At 64.2% G+C, this 19,148-nt stretch carries 11 protein-coding genes; 9 read left to right on the forward strand and 2 right to left on the reverse strand.

Annotated elements, in window-relative coordinates:
- Positions 1 to 16: 16 nt before the first annotated feature.
- From AC6R19_RS20455 to AC6R19_RS20490, 8 genes are read left to right on the forward strand one after another with little or no spacing between them, the layout of a single operon-like run.
- Positions 17 to 7,051: a beta-ketoacyl synthase N-terminal-like domain-containing protein gene (locus AC6R19_RS20455; RefSeq protein ID WP_500581728.1), complete on the forward strand. Its 7,035-nt coding sequence runs from the start codon at positions 17 to 19 to the stop codon at positions 7,049 to 7,051.
- Entirely contained in the window at positions 7,044 to 8,636 is a 1,593-nt protein-coding gene (locus tag AC6R19_RS20460; protein ID WP_500581729.1) for a PfaD family polyunsaturated fatty acid/polyketide biosynthesis protein, read from the forward strand. The genes AC6R19_RS20455 and AC6R19_RS20460 overlap by 8 nt, the downstream gene beginning before the upstream one ends.
- The gene (locus AC6R19_RS20465; RefSeq protein ID WP_500581730.1) at positions 8,626 to 10,284 is read left to right on the forward strand and encodes an acyl-CoA dehydrogenase family protein; all 1,659 of its coding nucleotides are present in this window, start codon (positions 8,626 to 8,628) and stop codon (positions 10,282 to 10,284) included. The genes AC6R19_RS20460 and AC6R19_RS20465 overlap by 11 nt, the downstream gene beginning before the upstream one ends.
- 10 nt (positions 10,285 to 10,294) lie before the next feature.
- Entirely contained in the window at positions 10,295 to 12,103 is a 1,809-nt protein-coding gene (locus AC6R19_RS20470) for an acyl-CoA dehydrogenase family protein (RefSeq protein WP_500581731.1), read from the forward strand.
- A 9-nt stretch (positions 12,104 to 12,112) separates the two neighbouring features.
- On the forward strand, positions 12,113 to 12,865 hold the full coding sequence (locus AC6R19_RS20475) for an ABC transporter ATP-binding protein (RefSeq protein WP_500581732.1): 753 nt from the start codon (positions 12,113 to 12,115) through the stop codon (positions 12,863 to 12,865).
- Positions 12,866 to 14,089 (forward strand): ABC transporter permease, encoded by a 1,224-nt coding sequence (locus tag AC6R19_RS20480; RefSeq protein ID WP_500581733.1) that lies wholly within the window; start codon positions 12,866 to 12,868, stop codon positions 14,087 to 14,089.
- Between the two features lie 13 nt (positions 14,090 to 14,102).
- Positions 14,103 to 14,834 carry an outer membrane lipoprotein-sorting protein gene (locus AC6R19_RS20485; protein WP_500581734.1) on the forward strand — a complete coding sequence of 244 codons (732 nt, stop codon included), beginning with the start codon at positions 14,103 to 14,105 and terminating at the stop codon, positions 14,832 to 14,834.
- A gap of 3 nt (positions 14,835 to 14,837) precedes the next feature.
- Complete coding sequence (locus tag AC6R19_RS20490) at positions 14,838 to 16,055, forward strand: hypothetical protein (protein WP_500581735.1); 1,218 nt, start codon at positions 14,838 to 14,840, stop codon at positions 16,053 to 16,055.
- Between the two features lie 232 nt (positions 16,056 to 16,287).
- Here the strand turns inward: AC6R19_RS20490 and AC6R19_RS20495 are convergent, their stop codons facing one another.
- The gene (locus AC6R19_RS20495) at positions 16,288 to 17,013 is read right to left on the reverse strand and encodes a 4'-phosphopantetheinyl transferase family protein (RefSeq protein WP_500581736.1); all 726 of its coding nucleotides are present in this window, start codon (positions 17,011 to 17,013) and stop codon (positions 16,288 to 16,290) included.
- A 69-nt stretch (positions 17,014 to 17,082) separates the two neighbouring features.
- Positions 17,083 to 17,724 carry a TetR/AcrR family transcriptional regulator gene (locus tag AC6R19_RS20500; protein WP_500581737.1) on the reverse strand — a complete coding sequence of 214 codons (642 nt, stop codon included), beginning with the start codon at positions 17,722 to 17,724 and terminating at the stop codon, positions 17,083 to 17,085.
- A 141-nt stretch (positions 17,725 to 17,865) separates the two neighbouring features.
- Between AC6R19_RS20500 and AC6R19_RS20505 the strand changes: the two genes are divergently transcribed.
- Positions 17,866 to 18,984 (forward strand): efflux RND transporter periplasmic adaptor subunit, encoded by a 1,119-nt coding sequence (locus AC6R19_RS20505; RefSeq protein ID WP_500581738.1) that lies wholly within the window; start codon positions 17,866 to 17,868, stop codon positions 18,982 to 18,984.
- Positions 18,985 to 19,148 lie beyond the last annotated feature (164 nt).

The following is a 19,148-nucleotide window of genomic DNA, read 5'->3' on the forward strand; positions in this document are numbered from 1 at the left end:
CGGGGGAGACAGGATCATGAGCAAGATTGCCGTTGTCGGCATCTCCTGTCTCTTCCCGGGAGCCTCTTCCGCCGAGGCCTTCTGGGACGCGCTCAAGACAGGGAAAGATTGCCGCGAGGATGCGCGCGACGAGGACTTCGGCATGGACGTCGACAGCGTCTACAGCGAAGAGCCCGGCGCCAACAAAATTTATTGCCTGAAAGGCGGCTTCGTGCGCGACTTCGCCTTCGACAGCGACGGCTTCGCCCTGGAGCCGTCGTTTCTGGAACGTCTGGACGAGGTGTTCCAGTGGCCGCTGCACGTCGCCCGCGAAGCACTGGTGGACGCCGGGCTGTGGCATGGCGATAAGGATCTGTCCTCCGCCGGCCTGATCATGGGCAACTACGCCTTTCCCACCAAACTGTCCAACCAACTGGCGCTGCCCGTCTGGTACCGAAAAATCCGCGAACACCTGGGCCGGCACCTGGACACCGAACTGCCGCCACTGGACCGGGAAGACGAACTACCCGACGGCTTCAACCGCTTCGTCTGCGGCCTGCCCGCCTCCATCGTCGCCCGGGCCTGCGGTATGGCGGGGCCGGCCTACACCATCGACGCCGCCTGTTCCTCGGCGCTCTACGCCATCAAGATGAGTTCCTACTACCTGCGCGCGGGCAAGGCGGACGTGATGCTGGCGGGCGGGGTCTGCGCGCCCGATCCCTGGCTGATTCACACCTCTTTTTCGGACCTGCGCGCCTACCCGAGAAACGGCTGCTCGCAGCCGTTTTCCGCCGACTCCACCGGCATACAGACCGGCCAGGGCGCCGGCGTGGTGGTGCTCAAGCGGCTGGAGGACGCCGTCGCCGACGGCGACCGCATCTACGGCACCATCGAAGGGTTGGGCCTGTCCAACGACGGCGCCGGCAAGCACCTGCTCTCTCCCAACCCGGCGGGACAGGAAGTGGCCTACCGGCGCGCCTACGACGAAGCGCAGATAGCGCCCGGGGCGATCGATTACATCGAGTGCCACGCCACGGGCACGCCCCTGGGGGATCAGACCGAACTCAACTCGCTGGAATCCTTTTTCGGCGAGGAGATGCAACACATCAAACTGGGTTCGGTGAAGGGCATGACCGGCCACCTGCTGACGGTGGCCGGCCTCACCAGCTTAATCAAACTCATCCTCAGCCTGCGCCACGAAACCCTGGTGCCCACCCCGGGTGTGAACGCCGGGCAGAGCCGCCAATCTCAACACGGCACCATCGACGGGCGCAGCCTGCTCACCGACACCCGGCCCTGGCCCGCCGGAGACAAACCGCGCTACGCCGCCGTGTCCGCCTTCGGTTTCGGTGGCACCAACGCCCACCTGGTACTCTCGGACCGGAAAATCAGTGACACAACCTATACGCCCACGGACACACCGGACATCGCCGTGGTGGGCATGGGCGCGCACTTCGGTCCCTTCGACACCCTGGAGAAGCTGGAGCGCGCGCTCTTCGAGGGCGACAGCGGCCTGCGCGCGCCGGGCGGCGAAGGCGGCGGCCTGGTGGAGGACACGGACACCCCTTGCGGCTACGTGGAATCCGTATCCATCGAGCCTCTGGCGTTTCGCATTCCGCCGGCAGAACTCAAACACTTCAATCAGCAGCAGCTGCTGATGCTGAAGGTGGCGGGCGACGCTTTGCTGAATGCCGGCCTGGAACGCAACAGCCCGGCGCCGCGCAACATCGCCGTGATTCTGGTGATGGAGCTGGACCTGATCAGCCACCTGCGCCGCGCCAAGGGCGAACTGCCCCACTACCTGGAAAAACTACTGCGCTCGGCGGGCGTGGACATAAATGCGGTGGACTTCGACGAGCTGGTGCGGGTGTGCGGCAACGCCCTGCACAGCGACATCGAATCCAACGAGGTGCTGAGCTACATCGGCAACATCATGGCCAGCCGCATCTCCTCGCTGTGGAACCTCACCGGCCCGTCTTTCACCCTGTCCGGCGACGGCAACGGCGTCAACCGCGCCCTGGAAACCGCACAACTGATGCTGGCCGAAGGGGACGCCGAGGGTGTGCTGGTGGGCGCCGTGGACCTGGGTTGCATCGCCGAGGAAATGTCCCTGGGCGAGCGCATCCGGGCCCAGGGCGGCGCGCTGCTGAACAATGATTTCGAGTTCCCCATGGGCGAGGGCGCCGGCGCCGTGGTGCTCGTGCGCGACCGCGACGCGCAACAACAGGCGCGTCGCCGCTACACCACCCTGAACCTGTTCGAACGCGGGCGCGACGCGGACATCGGCCTGGTGCAACTGGCCGGGCTGATCGACCGCGAGGGTGCGGCGGGGGCACTGGCGCCCATCGCCCGCCGGGCCCCCGGCGCCGCCGTTTCCACCCTCGCGGACCAGTTCGGCTACAGCCGCATCGCCGCGCCCATCGCCGGGCTGATCACCGCCGCCCTGGCGCTGCACCACCGCTACCTGCCGGCCCAGGGCAAGACGTCGCCGGAGTATCTGAAGGTATTGGAGAAGACACTCTCCGACAGCGACAACTTCCGCCCCCCCGTCAGCTATCCCTGGTTCAGGCGCACAGCGCAGCCCCGCGCCGCTCTGGTATGCACCCGTTCCTTCACCGGCGAGGGAGATCAGCTGCTGCTGAGAGAAGCGGACTGGCCGGACGACTGGTCGGTGGTGCGCCGCGAGCTGCAGCTGGTGCCCCTGGTGGCCACCGACCGCGCGCACCTGGCCCGGCGGGTCGATGAATTGATGGAAGAACTCCCCCGCGAATTCGATCGCCAGCGCGAGCTTTGTTGGCGGGAGCTGCTGGACACCGACGCACACAGTGCCGTGGCGGTGCTTGCGGCCGATGGCGGTGAGGCCCTGCTGCGCGAATGCCAGCGGCTGCAGAAACACCTGGTTTCCGGTGCGGACAAGGACTGGAAAACCCCGGCCGGCAGTTTCCTGGCGGCGCGGCCCCTGCCGGGCAAGGTGGCCTTCGTCTACCCCGGCGGTTTCAATTCCTACCCCTACCTGGCCCAGGGTCTCTTTCGCCTGTTTCCCGGGGTGTTGAAGGATTTCGAGGAAACGGTGGACGACGTCGGCCGCGCCATGAGCGCCGAGTGGATCTTCCCCCGCAGCCTGGCGACGCCGCGCAGCCGCGATCTGATGACCCGCGAGCAGGCCATGCTGCAGGACATCCCCGCCATGCTCACCAACGGCACCAGCCTGGCGCTGCTCTACACCCGGGTGTTGCGGGACAGTTTCCGGGTGCGCCCGGAAGTGGCTTTCGGTTACAGCCTGGGCGAGTCCAGCATGCTGTTCGCCAATGGCGTCTGGCCCGCCCAGGGGCGCAGCTACGACCAACTGGCGCGCAGCCCCCTGTTCCGGGATCGGCTCACCGGCCGCCGCAACCTGATCCGCGACAAATGGCAGATCGAACCGGAACGGGACGACCGCGACGTCTGGGCCAGCAGCGTGCTTATCGCCGAGGTGGACGCGGTGCGCGAACTTATGCGCGAATTCGACCGCCTCTACATCACCCACATCAACACCGCCCGGGAACTGCTGGTGGCCGGCGATCCGCAACAGCTCCGGGCGCTGGTGGCGGCGCTCGGTTGCGAGGCGGTGCCCACGCCCACCGCCCACGTGCTCCACGCCGAGGTGATGCGCGACGCCCAGGGCGAACTGGCGGAGCTGAACAGCTACCCGTCACAACCGCCCATCAACGACATAGCGCTGATCTCGGCGGGTCACTACGAAGTGCTGGATACCTTCGAAAAAACGCACATCGCGGCGCTCAACTCCGACAGCCTCTGCCGGGAGGTGGACTTCCCGCGCCTGATGGAGCGCGCCTACGACCTGGGTGCGCGCACCTTCGTCGAGGTGGGACCGGGCGGCACCTGCAGCCGCTGGATCGGTGCCCACTTTTCCGGGCGCGAGGGGGCCGGGCGCGAGGTGGCGACCCTGTCGGTTACCCAGCGCGGCAAAAATGATCTCGGCTGCCTGGAACAGTTGCTGGCACGGTTGATCAGTTTGCGGGTGCCCATGGACCTGTCCGGCCTGGTCGGGCACGGCGCCGGTTCGACGTCGGGGCGCAGTGTGGAGATCCGCTTTCGCTCCAACACCAGCCGGCCGGATTTCGCGGCCCTGCAAAAGCCGGCGCCGCAAAAGATTGCGCCTTCGGTCGCCGCCAACGAAGCCACCGTCGAGTTGGCGCACGTCGCGACAGGCAACACCGAAACGTCGAGGACGCCCGCACCGTCGGCGCGCGACCTGATCTACTGGCAACTGGACGCCGGGCGCCTGGTACAGGGCGGGCGCGCGCGACTGCGTGCCGCCAACCAATCCGCGCACGACGTCACCCCGCCGCCTGCCGCGCGCCCCGCCTCCAATCTGGCCCCAGCAAGGAAACCGGACATGAAGCCTCACAGCCATTCGGCGCCGGACAACAACCCGGTGGCCGCTTTGATTCGCAGCAACCTTCGACAAATGACGTCGGTGCAAAAGGTGTTTCTCGACAGCCAGCAGCGCATCCGGCAGATGGTGTTCGATCAACTGCGGGAACAGTTGCACGGCGATGCGTCCACACCGGCGCTGCCCGCCGCTGCGAAAACACCGCTGCCGACGGCGATACCGGTTGCCGAACCGGCCGAAAACACTCGGGGCGAGACTGAGGAAACGGCGCTGGTGCACGCACCAGACCCCGTAGATGCCCCGTTGATGGACGAAGCGCAACTGCTGGCCTTCGCCCAGGGCCGCATCGCCGACGCCTTCGGCCCCGAGTACGCGGAGATCGATAACTTCCCGGTGCGGGTGCGCCTGCCCTCGCCGCCGTACTTTTTCGTCAGCCGCGTGACGCGCCTGGAAGCCCAGCGCGGCCGCTACGAGCCCTGCATGCTCACCACCGAGTACGACATTCCCGAGGATGCCTGGTATCTGGTGGACGGCGTCATGCCGCCGGGCGTGGCGGTGGAGGCGGGACAGAGCGATCTGCTGCTGATCAGCTACCTGGGCATCGATTTTGAAAACAAAGGCGAGCGTATGTACCGGTTGCTGGACGGCAAGCTCGCCTTTGTCGGCGACCTGCCCCGCGCCGGCCAGACACTGCGCTTCGACATCCACATCAATTCCTACGTGCGCCAGGGCGGCGTGCTGCTGTTCTTCTTCAGCTACGAAGGCTATGTGGACGGGGAGCTGGCGCTGAAACTGGAACGCGGTTGTGCCGGCTTCTTTTCCCGCGAACAACTGGAACAGGGCCAGGGCCTGGTGAGCCACCCGCAAAACCAGCGCGCCTCCCTGGTCAAACCGCTGTACCACAGCGCCAAAACGGCGCTGGACGAACGGGACATCGTCACCCTGAGCCGCGGCGAACTGGAAACCGTGTTCGGCCCCGGCGCCAACCCCGCCGCCGCCTCGGGCGTGCGCCTGCCGCCACAGCAGCTGCTGATGATCGACCGGGTCAGCGTGCTCAACCGCCCGCTGGACTCCGGTTACCTGTCGATTGAAGCCTACAAGAAGCTGGACCCAAAGGGCTGGTACTTCGAATCCCACTTCGTGGACGACCCGGTGCTGCCCGGCAGTCTGGTGGCGGAGGGCGCCACCCAGTTGTTGAAAGTGCACCTGATGTCCATCGGCATGCAGCAGTGCTTTCCCGGTGCGGAATTCCAGCCCATCCCCGACCTGCTTATGGACATCAAGGTGCGCGGCCAGATCACGCCAAAGGTGCGGGAACTGCGCTACGCCGTGGAGATCTTCGAAAACGGCTTTCTGCCGCGGCCCTACGTCAAGGCCAATGTGGTGGTCTACGACGGCGACCGGCCCCTGGTGGCGGTGGAGAACCTGGGACTGTGCCTCAAGGAAAAGCCGGGCTGCAGCGTCTACCCGCGCTATGGCGAAACGGACTATTTCAGCGGCCGGCGCCTGACCGACGGCTCGCCGGTGACGCTCAACGAATTCCACCTGGCACACGCCGCCAAGGGCGATCTGAAAACCGCCATGGGTCGCGAGTTCGACATCTACGGGCCCAACCACCGCGCGCCCCACATCCCCAACGGCGACTTCCAGTTCGTGGACCGGGCCGTCACCCTCACCGGCGACCGCGGGAAATACCAGAACGGTTCGGTGATGATTACCGAGTACGACGTGCCCGCCGACGACTGGTTCTTCCGCCGGAACAGCTACCCCGCCATGCCCAACTGCGTCTACCTGGAGTCGGCGCTGCAGGCCAGTATCCTGCTGGGTTACTTCCTGGGAGTGACCCTGGACTTCCCCGATCAGGAGTTGTCCATCCGCAACCTGGACGGCAAGGCCACCTACTTGAGCGACATGGACCTGCGCGGCAAGACCATTCGCCACAGGGAAACCCTGCTGTCCACCAGCGCCCTGAACGGTTCCATTCTGCAGAAGTTCCGCTTCGAACTGACCGCCGACGGCGAGCCCATCTACGAGGGTGAGTCCCTGTTCGGGTACTTCCCGGAACAAGCGTTGCAAAACCAGTTGGGCCTGGACAACGGTCGCGAGCGGGACTTCTGGTTTGAATCCCAGGGCGCCGAGCTGATCGAGTTTGAACTGGAAACCGAAACCGACAACCCGCTGTTCACCGCCGACCCGGCGCGCCCGTACTACCGCCTGCCGAACGGACCCTTGAACCTGCTGCACCGCGCAGGTCTGAGCCGCGACGGCGGCCAGTACGGCAAAGGCTATGTGCACGGCTACCGGGAAATCCGCGACAGCGACTGGTATTTCAAATGTCACTTCCACCGCGATCCGGTGATGCCCGGCTCCCTGGGGCTGGAGGCTTTCGTGCAGGCCATTCAGTTGTTCGCCCTGGATGCCGGGCTGGGCGTGGACAAGTTCAAGTCGCCCCGTTTCGGCATCGCCACCGACGTGGAAACCGAGTGGCGTTACCGCGGGCAACTGCTGATGAGCGACCGCGACATGAATATCGAGGTACACATCCAAGCCGTGCGCGAGGAGGCAGACCGCATTGTGGTGATCGCCGATGCGGATCTGTTCAAAAACAAACTACGCATCTACCACGTGGACCGCATGGCCGTGGCCATCACCGAGGGGGATTTCGCCCATGTCTGAACAACTCGCGACTCAACCGGTTTTTGACACCGACGCCATGCACCACCTGTTGGCGGACACCGCCCGGCCCCTGCTGCTGGTGCGCGCCGGCGACCGCACCGGACTCTTCGACGGCGATCCGTCGCAACTGCCCGACACCGTCGAGGCCCTGGCCGCACTGCCCGGCGTGGCGCCGGAACAACTGGGGGACGCCGATTTCTGCCGCGCCTACCGCAGCCGCTACGCCTACATGACCGGCGCCATGGCCAACGGCATCGCCTCCGCCGAACTGGTGATTGCCATGGGGCGCGCGGGGCTGCTGGCCTCCTACGGCGCCGGCGGTGTGCTGCCGGAACAGGTGGAACAGGACGTGCAGCGCATCAAACAGGCCCTGGGGGATCAGCCCTTCGCCGTCAACCTGATTCACTCGCCCCACGAGCCGTTGATGGAGCGCCGCGGTGTGGAAATTTTCCTCAAGCACGGCGTGTCGGTGATGGAGGCCTCGGCGTTTATGGCGCTGACCGAGCCGCTGATTCACTATCGCCTGGCGGGCATCTGCCGAGACCCGCAGGGCCGGGTGGTCAGCCGCAACCGGGTGATCGCCAAGATCTCCCGCCCCGAAGTGGCGGAGCGCTTCATGTCGCCGGCGCCCAAAGCGATGGTGGACAGACTGGTACAACAGGGGGTACTGAGCGCGGATCAGGCCGCTCTGGCAGAACACCTGCCGGTGGCGGACGACATCACCGTGGAAGCCGACTCCGGCGGCCACACCGACCGCCGCCCCCTCACCGCGCTGCTGCCCATCATCATCGCCCTGCGCGATCGCCTGCAGGCCCACTTCGGTTACCCGCGGTTGCTGCGGGTGGGCGCCGCCGGCGGCATCGGCACGCCGGAATCCGCCCTCGCCGCCTTCGCCATGGGCGCCGCCTACGTGGTCACCGGCTCGGTGAACCAGAGCTGCATCGAATCCGGCAGCAGCGACCCGGTGCGCAAACTCCTGGCCCAGGCAGATTTTTCCGACGTGGACATGGCGCCGGCGGCGGACATGTTCGAGATGGGTGTGCAGTTGCAGGTGCTCAAGCGCGGCACCCTGTTTCCCATGCGCGCGCGCCAGCTCTACGAGCTGTACCAGAACTACCCGGGCCTGGACGCCATACCGACGGAGGTGCGCGCGAAACTGGAAAGCCAGATTTTCAAACGCTCACTGGAGCAGGTTTGGGCCGAAACCCGCGACTTTTTCAACCGCCGCGACCCGGCTCAGATAGAGCGCGCGGAAAACGATCCCAAACGCAAGATGGCGCTGGTGTTCCGCTCCTATCTGGGCCAGTCCTCCGGTTGGGCCAACGCCGGTGTGGCGGATCGGGTGATGGACTACCAGATCTGGGCCGGCCCGGCCATGGGTGCCTTCAACGACTGGGTGGCGGGCAGCTACCTGGAAGCGCCGCAGAACCGCCGCGTGGTGGATGTGGCCGAGCACATAGTGCGTGGCTGCGCCTACAAGCAGCGTCTGCATTTGCTGGGCCTGCAGAACCAGTGTCTGCCCGCAACGCTGAACCGCTACCCGCTGCTACCGCTGGCGGGGGAGGCGCGTCGCCATGCCGCGTGACCTGATCGAGGATCTCGCCGAGTGGGAGCGGGCCCTTGGACCGGGGCGCGACCGCGGCAATCCGCTGTCCTGGCGGCGCAACAGCAAGGAGGACGACGAAAAGTCGGTCAGTGACCTGAAGGCGGCGCTCTACCGGCTCAACTTCCACCAGGTATTCGTGCCCAAGTCCTCCGGTGGTCTGCGCCGCAACTGGCTGCAGTTGTGGCTGCAGGTGGCGCTGGCCACCCGGCGCAACATCAACGTCATGCCGGCGGTGATGTACAGCGTGGGGCCGGCGGCGGTGCTGGAACTGGTGGGCAGCGAAGCCCAGCGGGAGGCCGCCTTCGCCCGCTTGGCGGAGGGCGAACAGTTTTGTTTCGGGCTGTCGGAGGCGGTGTCCGGCACCGAGCTGCTGAAGATAGGCACCCGCGCCGAACCCGGCGACAGCGGCTGGCGCATCACCGGCCGCAAAGGGCCGCTGGGCTGGTCGCCGCGGGCGCAGCAGGCGCTGATCCTGGCCCGCACCGGCGGGGGCGGGCCCGAGTCCCTGAGCTTTTTTCAGGTGCCGATGGACGCGGCGCGGGTGTTTCACTGCCGCGGCTTGGGCATGTCCGGTCAGCAGTTCGTGGATCTGGAGTTCGACGGCCTGGCGGTGGGGGCAGGCGCCCTGGTGGGCGAGGCCGGGCGCGGCTTCGAAACCACATTAAAGGTGCAGCAACTGGTGAAGTACCTGAGCACCGCCGCCAACGTGGGCGGCTGTCACTGCCTGGTGCGGGACGTGGCGGAATTCGCCCGCGCCGAGCGCCACCGACGCCGGCTCTGTGATTATGCCCATGTGCGCCATCTGTTGGCGCAGTCGGTATCGGACCTGCTGCTGGCGGAGGCCGCGGCCCTGTCGGCGGGCTGCATGATCGGTGCCAAACGCTCCCAGTTCAGCATCGCCTCCAGCGTCGCCAAGCAGGTGGCGCTCCACGGCAGCGACGCGGTGGTGGTGCGTTTGCGGGACATCATCAGCGTCAACTACGCCCTGGACCGGGAGCCCATCTTCCACCGTTTCCACAAGGTGGCGGACGACCTTTCCATGGTGCGCTACATCGACACCAACCCGGTGGTGAACCTGAAAAACATCGCCACCCAGTTGCCGGCGGTGCACGCCCAATGGCAACGGTTGGACGAGGCCAAGGCGACGGCGCAACTGGACAGCGTGCTGGAATTGCTCGACCTGGAGCGGAGCTACTTCGCCGAGGAGCGTCGCAATCTGTCGGTGACCAATGCCGGCGGCGACTGGGTGATCAATGCCCTCGGCGCCCTGGCGCGGCAGCCCGGCCGGGGCGCCGCCCTCGCCGAGGCCGCGGGCTGGGTGCACCTGGCCATCGAGGCCCTGTGGCAGCGATTGTCGCGAAGCGCGGGCGCCTCCTTCGCCGAGTCCGCCGGCGCCATCGAACTGGCGGAAGCCTACAGCCGCGTGCACGCCTGCGCGTCCCTGGTGCTGTTGAGCGCCGCCAATCCGTCGCTGGCACCGGAATGCCTGGGCGAGCTGATCGCCTTTCAGTTGCAGCCGGAAGCGGCGCCCCAGGCCCGGGAAAACCGGGTATTCGAATTCTTGACGCGGGCGCTGGATGGCGACAGGGCGCTGTCCCTGCTGCCGGTGGCGCTGTACGAACAGTGAGACCCAAGCCATGACCCTACCCGATCACATTGCGGACCTGAACGAACTGGAACGACAACTGGGCGACCCCTTCGACGAGGCGCAGCCGTTTTCCTACAAACAGGCGATGCAACACGACGAAGGCGAGGCCCTGCCGGGAGACGCCATGACCCTGCTGCGGGACCTGGGGGTAATCGACTACCTGGTACCCCAGGCCCTGGGCGGCAAGCTGCACTCCTACCAGCATTTGTACTACGTCATCCGGATGCTGTCCCGCCGCGACGTCACCCTGGCCACGCTCTACGTACTCAAAGCCATCGGCCTGGGTCCGGTGCTGATCGCCGGCACCGACGAGCAGAAGCGCTACTACGGCCGGGAGATTCTCAACGGCTGTGGCATCTCCTGGGGCGTCACCGAGCGGGAACACGGCAGCGACCTGATCAACAGCGGCGCCACGGCGCAGTGGGACGGTGAGCGCTATCGGCTGGACGGTGCCAAGTGGCTGATCGGCATGGCGCGACACAACGAGATGGCCATGTTTCTGGCCAAGGCACCGGGGGGCAATACGCCGGACAGCTTCACAATGTTTTGCGTCGACAGCCGCCGCCACAGCGAGCGCGAGTACCAGCGCCTGCCGAAAGAAAAACTCCACGGCGTGCGCGGCCTGGATCTGAGCGGCTTCCGCCTGGAGAACTGCCGGGTGGAACCCGATTGCGTCATCGACAAGCCCGGCAACGGCCTGGAGCTGATGCTGCGCACCGCGCAACTGCACCGCGTGGGCGCGGTCACCATGGCCCTGGGCGCGCTGGACACGGGGCTGCGCATCGCGCTGAGCTTCGCCAATTCGCGCCACATCTTCGGCCAGCGGCTGGCGGACATTCCGATCACGCGCCTGGAGCTGACGGATACCTTCTGCGACCTGCTGCTGTCCGAGCTGGTGGTCACCGCTGCCACCCGCGCACTGCACTATGCGCCCAAGGCCATGTTCCTGCAGGCGGCGGTGTCCAAGTACCTGGTACCTACCTTCTCCCGCCAGGGGTTCGCGCGCCTGGCAGGCGCCGTAGGCGCGCGCTACTACTTGCGGGAAACCTTCGCCTACGGTCTGTTCCAGAAGGCCATGCGCGATGCGGAAATGACCAGCTTCGTGGACGGCAATGAAAAGGTGAACCTGAAAAACATCGCCCTGCACATGGAGGTGACCCTGCCCTACCTGCAGAAAGACCGCACCCCCAGCGAGGAGGAACAGGCCAGCTTCGCCGAGTTTTTCGATCTGAACCAACGCGAGCCGGACGCGCGCTTTTCCGAATTGTCGGTATTCAGCGGCCGCAAGGATCTGGTGCTGCTGATGTTGAACGACAGCCTCGAAAAACTCGAAGCCAGGTTGGACCAGCGGGGCCTGGACGCGGCGACCCGTTCGAGCACCCTCGAATTGGCACGACAGATTCCGGCAGACATCGACCGCCTGCGCGAACAGATGCAGGCGCAAAAAGCAAAACTGCAGAAAAACTACAACTACAGCCCCCAGAGCTACCGCCTGGCGGAAAAGTACGCCCTGCTGCACGCGGCCGCCATCTGCGTTCACGTGGCAGTCCACACCGACCTGCAACCGTTGCTGGCGGATCTGACCTGGCTGCCCACTTGCCTGCTGCGGGTGCGGCGCCACCTCAACGCGGATGTCGACTATCCCAGCGGCGAACAGGTCGAGCGCGTTTTTGCGGTCATGCAACGCCAATTCGAAGAGGGCTCGATGTTCGGCTTTATGCCGATCCGCATCGCCGAGAAACCCGATGCCTTTTGCGATCCCCATCACATGAACATTTCCCATCACGTGGACCAATAGGAGACTGCCATGAGTTTTCTCTCGCTCGACCGGGCGACCAAGCACTACCAGCTCGGCGCCACCCGGGTCACCGCCATTAAGGACGTGACACTGGATATCGAACCCGGAGAGTTCACGGTGATCTGGGGTCCTTCCGGCTGCGGCAAGAGCACCCTGCTCAACCTGCTGTCCACCATCGATCTGCCCAGCGAGGGCGATTACCATATCGACGGCGAATCGGTGCTGAACATGGGCGACCGGGCACTGACCCGCCTGCGGCAACAGCGGGTGGGCATCATCTTCCAGAGCTTCAATCTGGTACCGGTGATGACCGCGCTGGAAAACGTCATGCTGCCGGGGCAGTTGCACGGCGGCAGGGTCGACCCGGAGCTGAAAAGCCGCGCAGCCGCCCTGCTGGAGGAGGTGGGGGTGAGTGAATACGCCGATCACCGGCCCGATGAACTGAGCGGCGGCCAGCGCCAGCGCGTGGCCCTGGCGCGGGCGCTGGTCAACCGGCCGGAGCTGGTCATCGCCGATGAACCCACAGCCAACCTGGACTCGGTCAACGGTCAGAAAATTATCGATCTGCTGGCGGAGATGAACCGCAAACACGGCACCACCTTCGTGTTTTCCACTCACGATCAGGTGTTGCTGCGCAGTGCCAGACGCCGCGTTCAGTTGGTGGACGGCGAAATCTCGTCGGACATTACAGCTTCCGATGTTGGTTCACCGAACAAAAACGCTGAAATAGCAGAAACAGAAACCGAAGCGGAGGCCCAGTAAATGTTGCTGAAACTTGCCATTCGAAACCTTTTTCGCAACCGTCGCCGCAGCCTGGTGACCGTGCTGGCCATTATGGCCGGCTTCGCGTCGGTTAACCTGTTCGGCGGTTACATCGCCAATGTGTTCGCCGGCCTGCAGCGTCAGGCCATTCAGGGGGAAAAGCTGGGACACCTCACGGTCGCCCGCTCGGGCTATTTCGAGCAGGGCAACATCAGTCAGGAAGACTACATCCTGAGCGGCGACGAGATCGATCGTATTTCCAGCCTGCTGGCGGACATGGAGTCGGTGACATTTGTCTCGCCGCGGCTGTCCCTGAGCGGCCTGATCAGCGATGGCGAGTTGTCCACCATCTTTATCGGCGATGCCCTGGTGCGCACCGACCTGCGCCGTATCCGCAGGGACTTCCGCCCGGAGCGCGGCGGTTTTCTGGATGAGGAAAACCCGCTGGGCATCGTCGTGGCGCAAAACCTGGCCGAGGCCCTGGCGCTGGAGCCGGGCAGCACGGCGGTGCTGTTCAGCTCCACCCTGGCGGGCCAAGCCAACGCCTACGACGTGGACATCATCGACGTCTACGATACCGGCAACGCCGCCACCAACGACAAAGCCATCATCCTGCCCCTCGAGCTGGCCCGCAACCTGCTCGCCACCGACGGCGCCGAGAGCCTGACCGTGGTGCTGAAGGACGCGGCGGCCACCGGAACCGCGCGCAAGGAGATGGAGGCGCTGTTCGCCGAACAGGGCCTGGGGCTGGAAGTACGCACCTGGGAGGAATTGTCCAGTTTCTACCGCCAGGTGAAAAACCTGTTCAACATGATCTTCAGTTTTATCTTTTCCATTGTGCTGATCATCGTGGTGATGAGCATCATCAACACCATGAGCATGGTGGTGGTGGAGCGCACCCGGGAAATCGGCACCCTGCGTTCGCTGGGCATGCAGAGGGGGCGGGTGCTGCGGCTGTTTTCCCTGGAGGGCTTTATGATCGCCGTGGCGGGCTGCGCCATCGGCCTGCTGGTGACCTTCGGAGTGGGCGCTTTGGTGAATGCGGCGGAGTTCACCTATACGCCACCCAATTCCTCCTCGCCGGTGCGACTGCTGATCGACTTCAAGCCGGTGCTGATACTGGGGTCTCTGGCGGCGCTGTCCGCCTTTGCCATTGCGTCCAGCATTGTTCCTGCCCGGCGCGCAGCCAGTGCGGGCATCACCGATTCCCTGCGACATGTGTAGGAGGCGACTCTATATGAAACTCACGATCCCGAAACTTGTAGGTTTGTTGTTCGTGGCGCTGCTCAGCGCGACAGCCCTGGCCAAGACCGACGAGGAAATTCTTCGCTATGCCGACACCTCCCGTGGCGGCGGCCTGCCCGGGCTGCAGTGGGAGGTGGACGTGGAATCCACGCTCAAGCGTGATCGCAGCGAGCATTTCAAGCTGGAGGTGAGCGCCACCTCCGGTGACTGGTTGGCGGAGTTCAAGCGACCGCGCAATGTGCTGGGCAACAAATTGCTGCAGATCGGCGACAATATGTGGTTCACCAAGAAGGGGCTGCGTAAGCCGGTGCCCATTTCCCAGCGCCAGCGGCTCACAGGCAGCGCCGCCAACGGCGACATCGCTTCCACCAACTACGTTGATGACTACGAGTCTGCGCGTCTGCCAGACGATACGCTGAATGACAAACCGGCTTATGTATTCGACCTCAAGGCCAAGAGCGCCTCGGTGACCTATGACCGTATCAAGTACTGGGTGGATCAGCAGAGCGGACTGGGCGTGAAGGCGGAGTTTTACACCTCGGCCGGCCGGTTGTTGAAGTCCGCCACCTTCGAGTACGACAACACCATCGAAGTAAATGACGATACGCGACCGTTTATCAGTCGCATGGTGATCCAGGACGAGATCAACCGCACTCAGCGCTCGGTGTTGGAGTACAGCGATATCGAGGTGAAGTCCATTCCGGCGGCAAGGTTCAGGCTCTGAGTGATGCGGAGAAAATTACTGATCGGCCTTTCGTTTCTAGCCGCTACCGCGCACGCGGATATCGATGCGGAGTGGTACTGGCAGGCCCAGTATCAAAAGCAATGGCAGCAGTTTGATCTGGATCGCGGCAACAACCCCGGCAACGCCATCTTGCGTTTGTCCGATCAGACGGACCGCCTGGAGCTACGACCGGAGCTTCTACTCAGTAGCGACCGGTTCGAGTTGACGCTGCAACCGCGCGCGACCCATTCCAAAGTACGCGTTCCGGGAGGCAGTGACAGATCCGACAGCGACTTGAGTCTGCGCTACTGGAAACTGGATTATTACTTCGGCGACCAGTGGCTCAAGGCGGGCCGCTATGTGAATTCCTGGGGGCCGGCGCGCCTGTTGTCTCCCAGCAACCGCTACCACTCGGACACCGGGCAGACGGACCCCAACACCGAGCTGATGGCCCGGGAGTATGTGGAGTGGGGCGGCCACCTGGACTCGAATTGGCAGCTCCAGTTGACCGTGAACACCGGCGAGGGAGGGCAGGAGTTGGAGGATTTTAAAACCACCGGCGATCTGCAGCTGACCTGGCAAGGTACGCAGGTCAGCACCACCGCGCTGGTATCCAAACCCGAGCGGGGCTATGGCGTCGGGGGTTACGGCCAGTGGACGGTGAACGACGCGCTGATTGTCTACGGGGATTTCCTTTATCTCAGCGAGGGGCGCAATTTGGAGCGGCTGTTGCCGGGGCAAGATGCACCGGCAGGCGAATCGCTGCTGGCAGCGGTGGCGGGAGCCAGTTACACCTTCGAAAACGGCTGGAACCTCGCGCTGGACTACTACCACAACCAGGTGGGCCTGGACGAGTCCGGCAGCGAGCAGTTGCTGGCGCTAAACCGCGAATATACTGCGCGGTTGTTGGCGGGGGAGACCGAGGTCGAGTACCTGGATTTTTTGACCCGGGTGAATAACTTACCCTTCTATCAGCTGGGGAACTCCTACGTGTTCACCATGTTGCAGCGGAACAATATCCGGGACGATACCGATGTCAGTTATGTGCTGATTCGCAACCTCAGTGACCAAAGCGGCCAACAGTCGCTGAACGTTGAGTACCGCTGGCTGGATTCCCTGACGCTCTATGGCGGCGTCAACCATTTCTCCGGTGCGGAGGATACCGAGTTCGGGCGCTTCCTGAATCGGCAGCTATCCGTCGGTGTGAAAGCGTACTTTTAACCCCTAAAAACCGTCATTCCCGTGGAGGGGAATTCAGAAACCCTGTGGCTACTTCCCCCTGCCTTCCCGGGTTGACGAAAAACGAATTTTTAGGGGGGGGGGGCACAAAGATCCAGGTTGACATTGAGGCAATGATACCGAATCAGCACCCGGGGTGGGCCGGCTACCGGGGTTTCCCTGTCGAGGCGTCGGTTCGACCCGATGCCTGTGCCATCCGACAGCACGGGAATATTCAAATCCAGACAATCGTAGTCAGTATATTCGAGCCTGAAAATACATACCGCGCCGTAAACTCTTGACCTTTCGGCAGACTGTTATGCAGGTCGATATTGGTTCTAAAGGTGATTTCCTCTTTCTCTGCTTCGATATCGACCACTGATACTGCATTAAATCCGAAATACTTTCCTACTATAGGGTAGGCCGCTTTAAAAAAGCTCTCCTTCATGGAAAATATGAGCGTAAATATCTCAGAATCGCTGAAGCCGGAGTGCTGGAGAAGAGGCAATTCGTCCTGATTCAGGACCATATACCGAATCTGGTCCAGGACTCTCGCCTCAACCAGGCTTTCAATATCTATACCTATCCCCCGAATCTCGGGGCTTGAGCAGACAACCGCGGTCGCCACCTGGTGGCAGTGGCTGATCGATCCCCTGACATCACCGGGCCAGAGTGGATTGCGATGCGGCCCCATACCGACGGTGGCGTTTTCAACGCCCAGTGACGCCAGAGCGTTTCGGGCACAGTGACGCCCGGCCAAAAACTCTGCTTTGCGCTTTACCACCGCGCGCTTCAGTGATTCGTGGAAGGGAATGAACAGGGCCGGGAACAGAGTATCGTCGTAGGCGCCTGGATTGAATTCACAGCGGTACTCTACGAGGGCCGGTCCCTGATGCCATCTGGTTATTCCCTGTCTGACAATAAACGGGATTCCGCGTTGTGTGAATTTATCTGAGTCCATCGAGGCAGAAACCGTGAATCAAAAAAGTAGTAGAGACAAAAGTGCGCGGCATATACTGCAAGCAGCCCCCTATACTCGGACTCCGTAGGCACGCATAAATGTCTGCACCGCCGCGGCCACGCGCTCGTGGATTTCCGCCTCTGTGGGCGGCGGACAACAGCCGATCAGTACCTGCATATGCCCGCAGCCCAGCAGCATGCCCAAGAATTGTTCCGCGGCGACGGCCGGGTCCGCCACCTCCAGCAGCTCCAGTTCATCGGCCCGGCTCAGCAGGCGCTCCATCTGCTCCAGCATACGCCTCGGTCCCGCCTCGAAGAACAGCTGCGCCATTTCCGGTTCCCGCTCCGCCATGGCGCACAGCAGCCGCTTCAGGCGGATGGCGTCCTCACCGTCGACCACGCTCAGGAAGGCCCCGCCGACCCGCTGCAGCACCACCTCAATCGAATCGCCCTTCTCCAGCGCAAAGATCGGCTGCGCCATCATGCTCTCGCACTTGGCCTCGATGGCCGCGGTGAAGAGGGTCTCCTTGTCGGAAAAGTGACTGTAGACAGTGAGCTTGGACACACCGGCAGCGGCGGCCACCGCATCCATGCTGGTGCCGGCGAAGCCCTGCGTCAGGAACAGGCCCTTGGCCGCATCGAGAATGGCCTGGCGCTTGGCCGGGTCCTTGGGGCGGCCGCGGGGCGCGACCTCTGAAGTCTGTTCGGACATAGGTCTCCAAATACTGGACTCGTGAGTTCATTAAATTTACTATACTGGCCAGTATAGCATTACCGGCCCCGCCGGCGCCGCTTTTCACCGCACTGCCAATCTGAACCTGAACTGTTTACCCACAGAGGAAGGAACCCGCTTATGTATCGACCGCTAGTGTTCGCCGCACTTCCGCTCTGCCTGGCCCTGGCCGCCTGCGCCCCGGCGGAACAGAAGGAAGGGGAGGAGAAACCGCGCCCGGCGGTGATGGTGCTGCCGAAGGTCGCCGGGGCCCAGCAGGATATCTACCCGGGAGAGGTCCGCGCCCGCTACGAGCCGGCGCTGTCCTTTCGCATTGGCGGCAAGATCAGCCGGCGCCTGGTAAACGTAGGGGACAGGGTCCGGAAGGGCCAGCCGCTGGCGGAACTGGACCCGCAGGATTTGCGCCTGCAACTGGATACGGCGCGCGCGCAGCTCACGTCCGCCGAGGCGGACCACCGCCTGGCCAAGAGCGAACTGGAGCGCTACCGCAAACTGCTCCGGGGCCAGCTGGTCAGCGCCTCCCAGTTCGACGCGGTGGAGAGCCGCTTCGACGCCAGTGCCGCGCGGCTCAAGCAGGCCCGGGCGCAGCTGGATGTGGCGCGCAACCAGGCCGGATACGCGGTGCTGCAAGCCCCCCGGGATGGCGTTATCGCCCGGCGCCAGGCCGAGGCCGGACAGGTGGTGGCCGCCGGCCAGGCGGTCTTCACACTGGCGGCGGACGGCGACCGCGAGGTGCGCATCGACCTGCCGGAACAGGATATCAACCGCTTCGCAGTGGGCCAGGTGCTGGCGGTGGAACTCTGGTCGCAGCCCGGCCGCCCCTTCCCCGCGCATATTCGCGAAGTTTCCCCTGCCGCCGACCCGGCATCGCGCACCTTCGAGGCGCGGGTGGCCTTCGACAACGCCGAAGTGGGCGCGGAACTGGGCCAGAGCGCGCGGGTATTCGTCGACAGCGACGCGCCCCGCGGCGCCCTGTCCCTGCCCCTGTCCGCGGTCACCGCCGACGGCGGCCAGCCCTATGTGTGGGTGCTGGATCCGCTGCAGCAGACACTGCACAAGACAGAGGTAACCCTCGGCCCCTACGGCGAGGAGCAGGTGCCGGTGCTGGCGGGACTCGGGCCCGACGACTGGGTGGTGGCCGCCGGCACCCACCTGCTGCGGGAGGGCCAGCGGGTGCGGCCGGTGGATCGGATGAACCGCCCGATCGATCTCGACAGAACCTTTGCCCGGCAGGAATAAAAACCCGGAGTTCGAAACTGTCCTTGTAGGAGCGGCCCATGGCCGCGATTGGACTCTGCCGAAACCGCAGAATCTTACAACTTAACCACCATTGATCGCGGCCATGGGCCGCCCCGGCCGCTCCAGGCATTCACGGCGCCTTCGGCCCTACAAGCGAAGAAAAA

This window comes from Microbulbifer sp. SE14 (genome assembly GCF_059834885.1).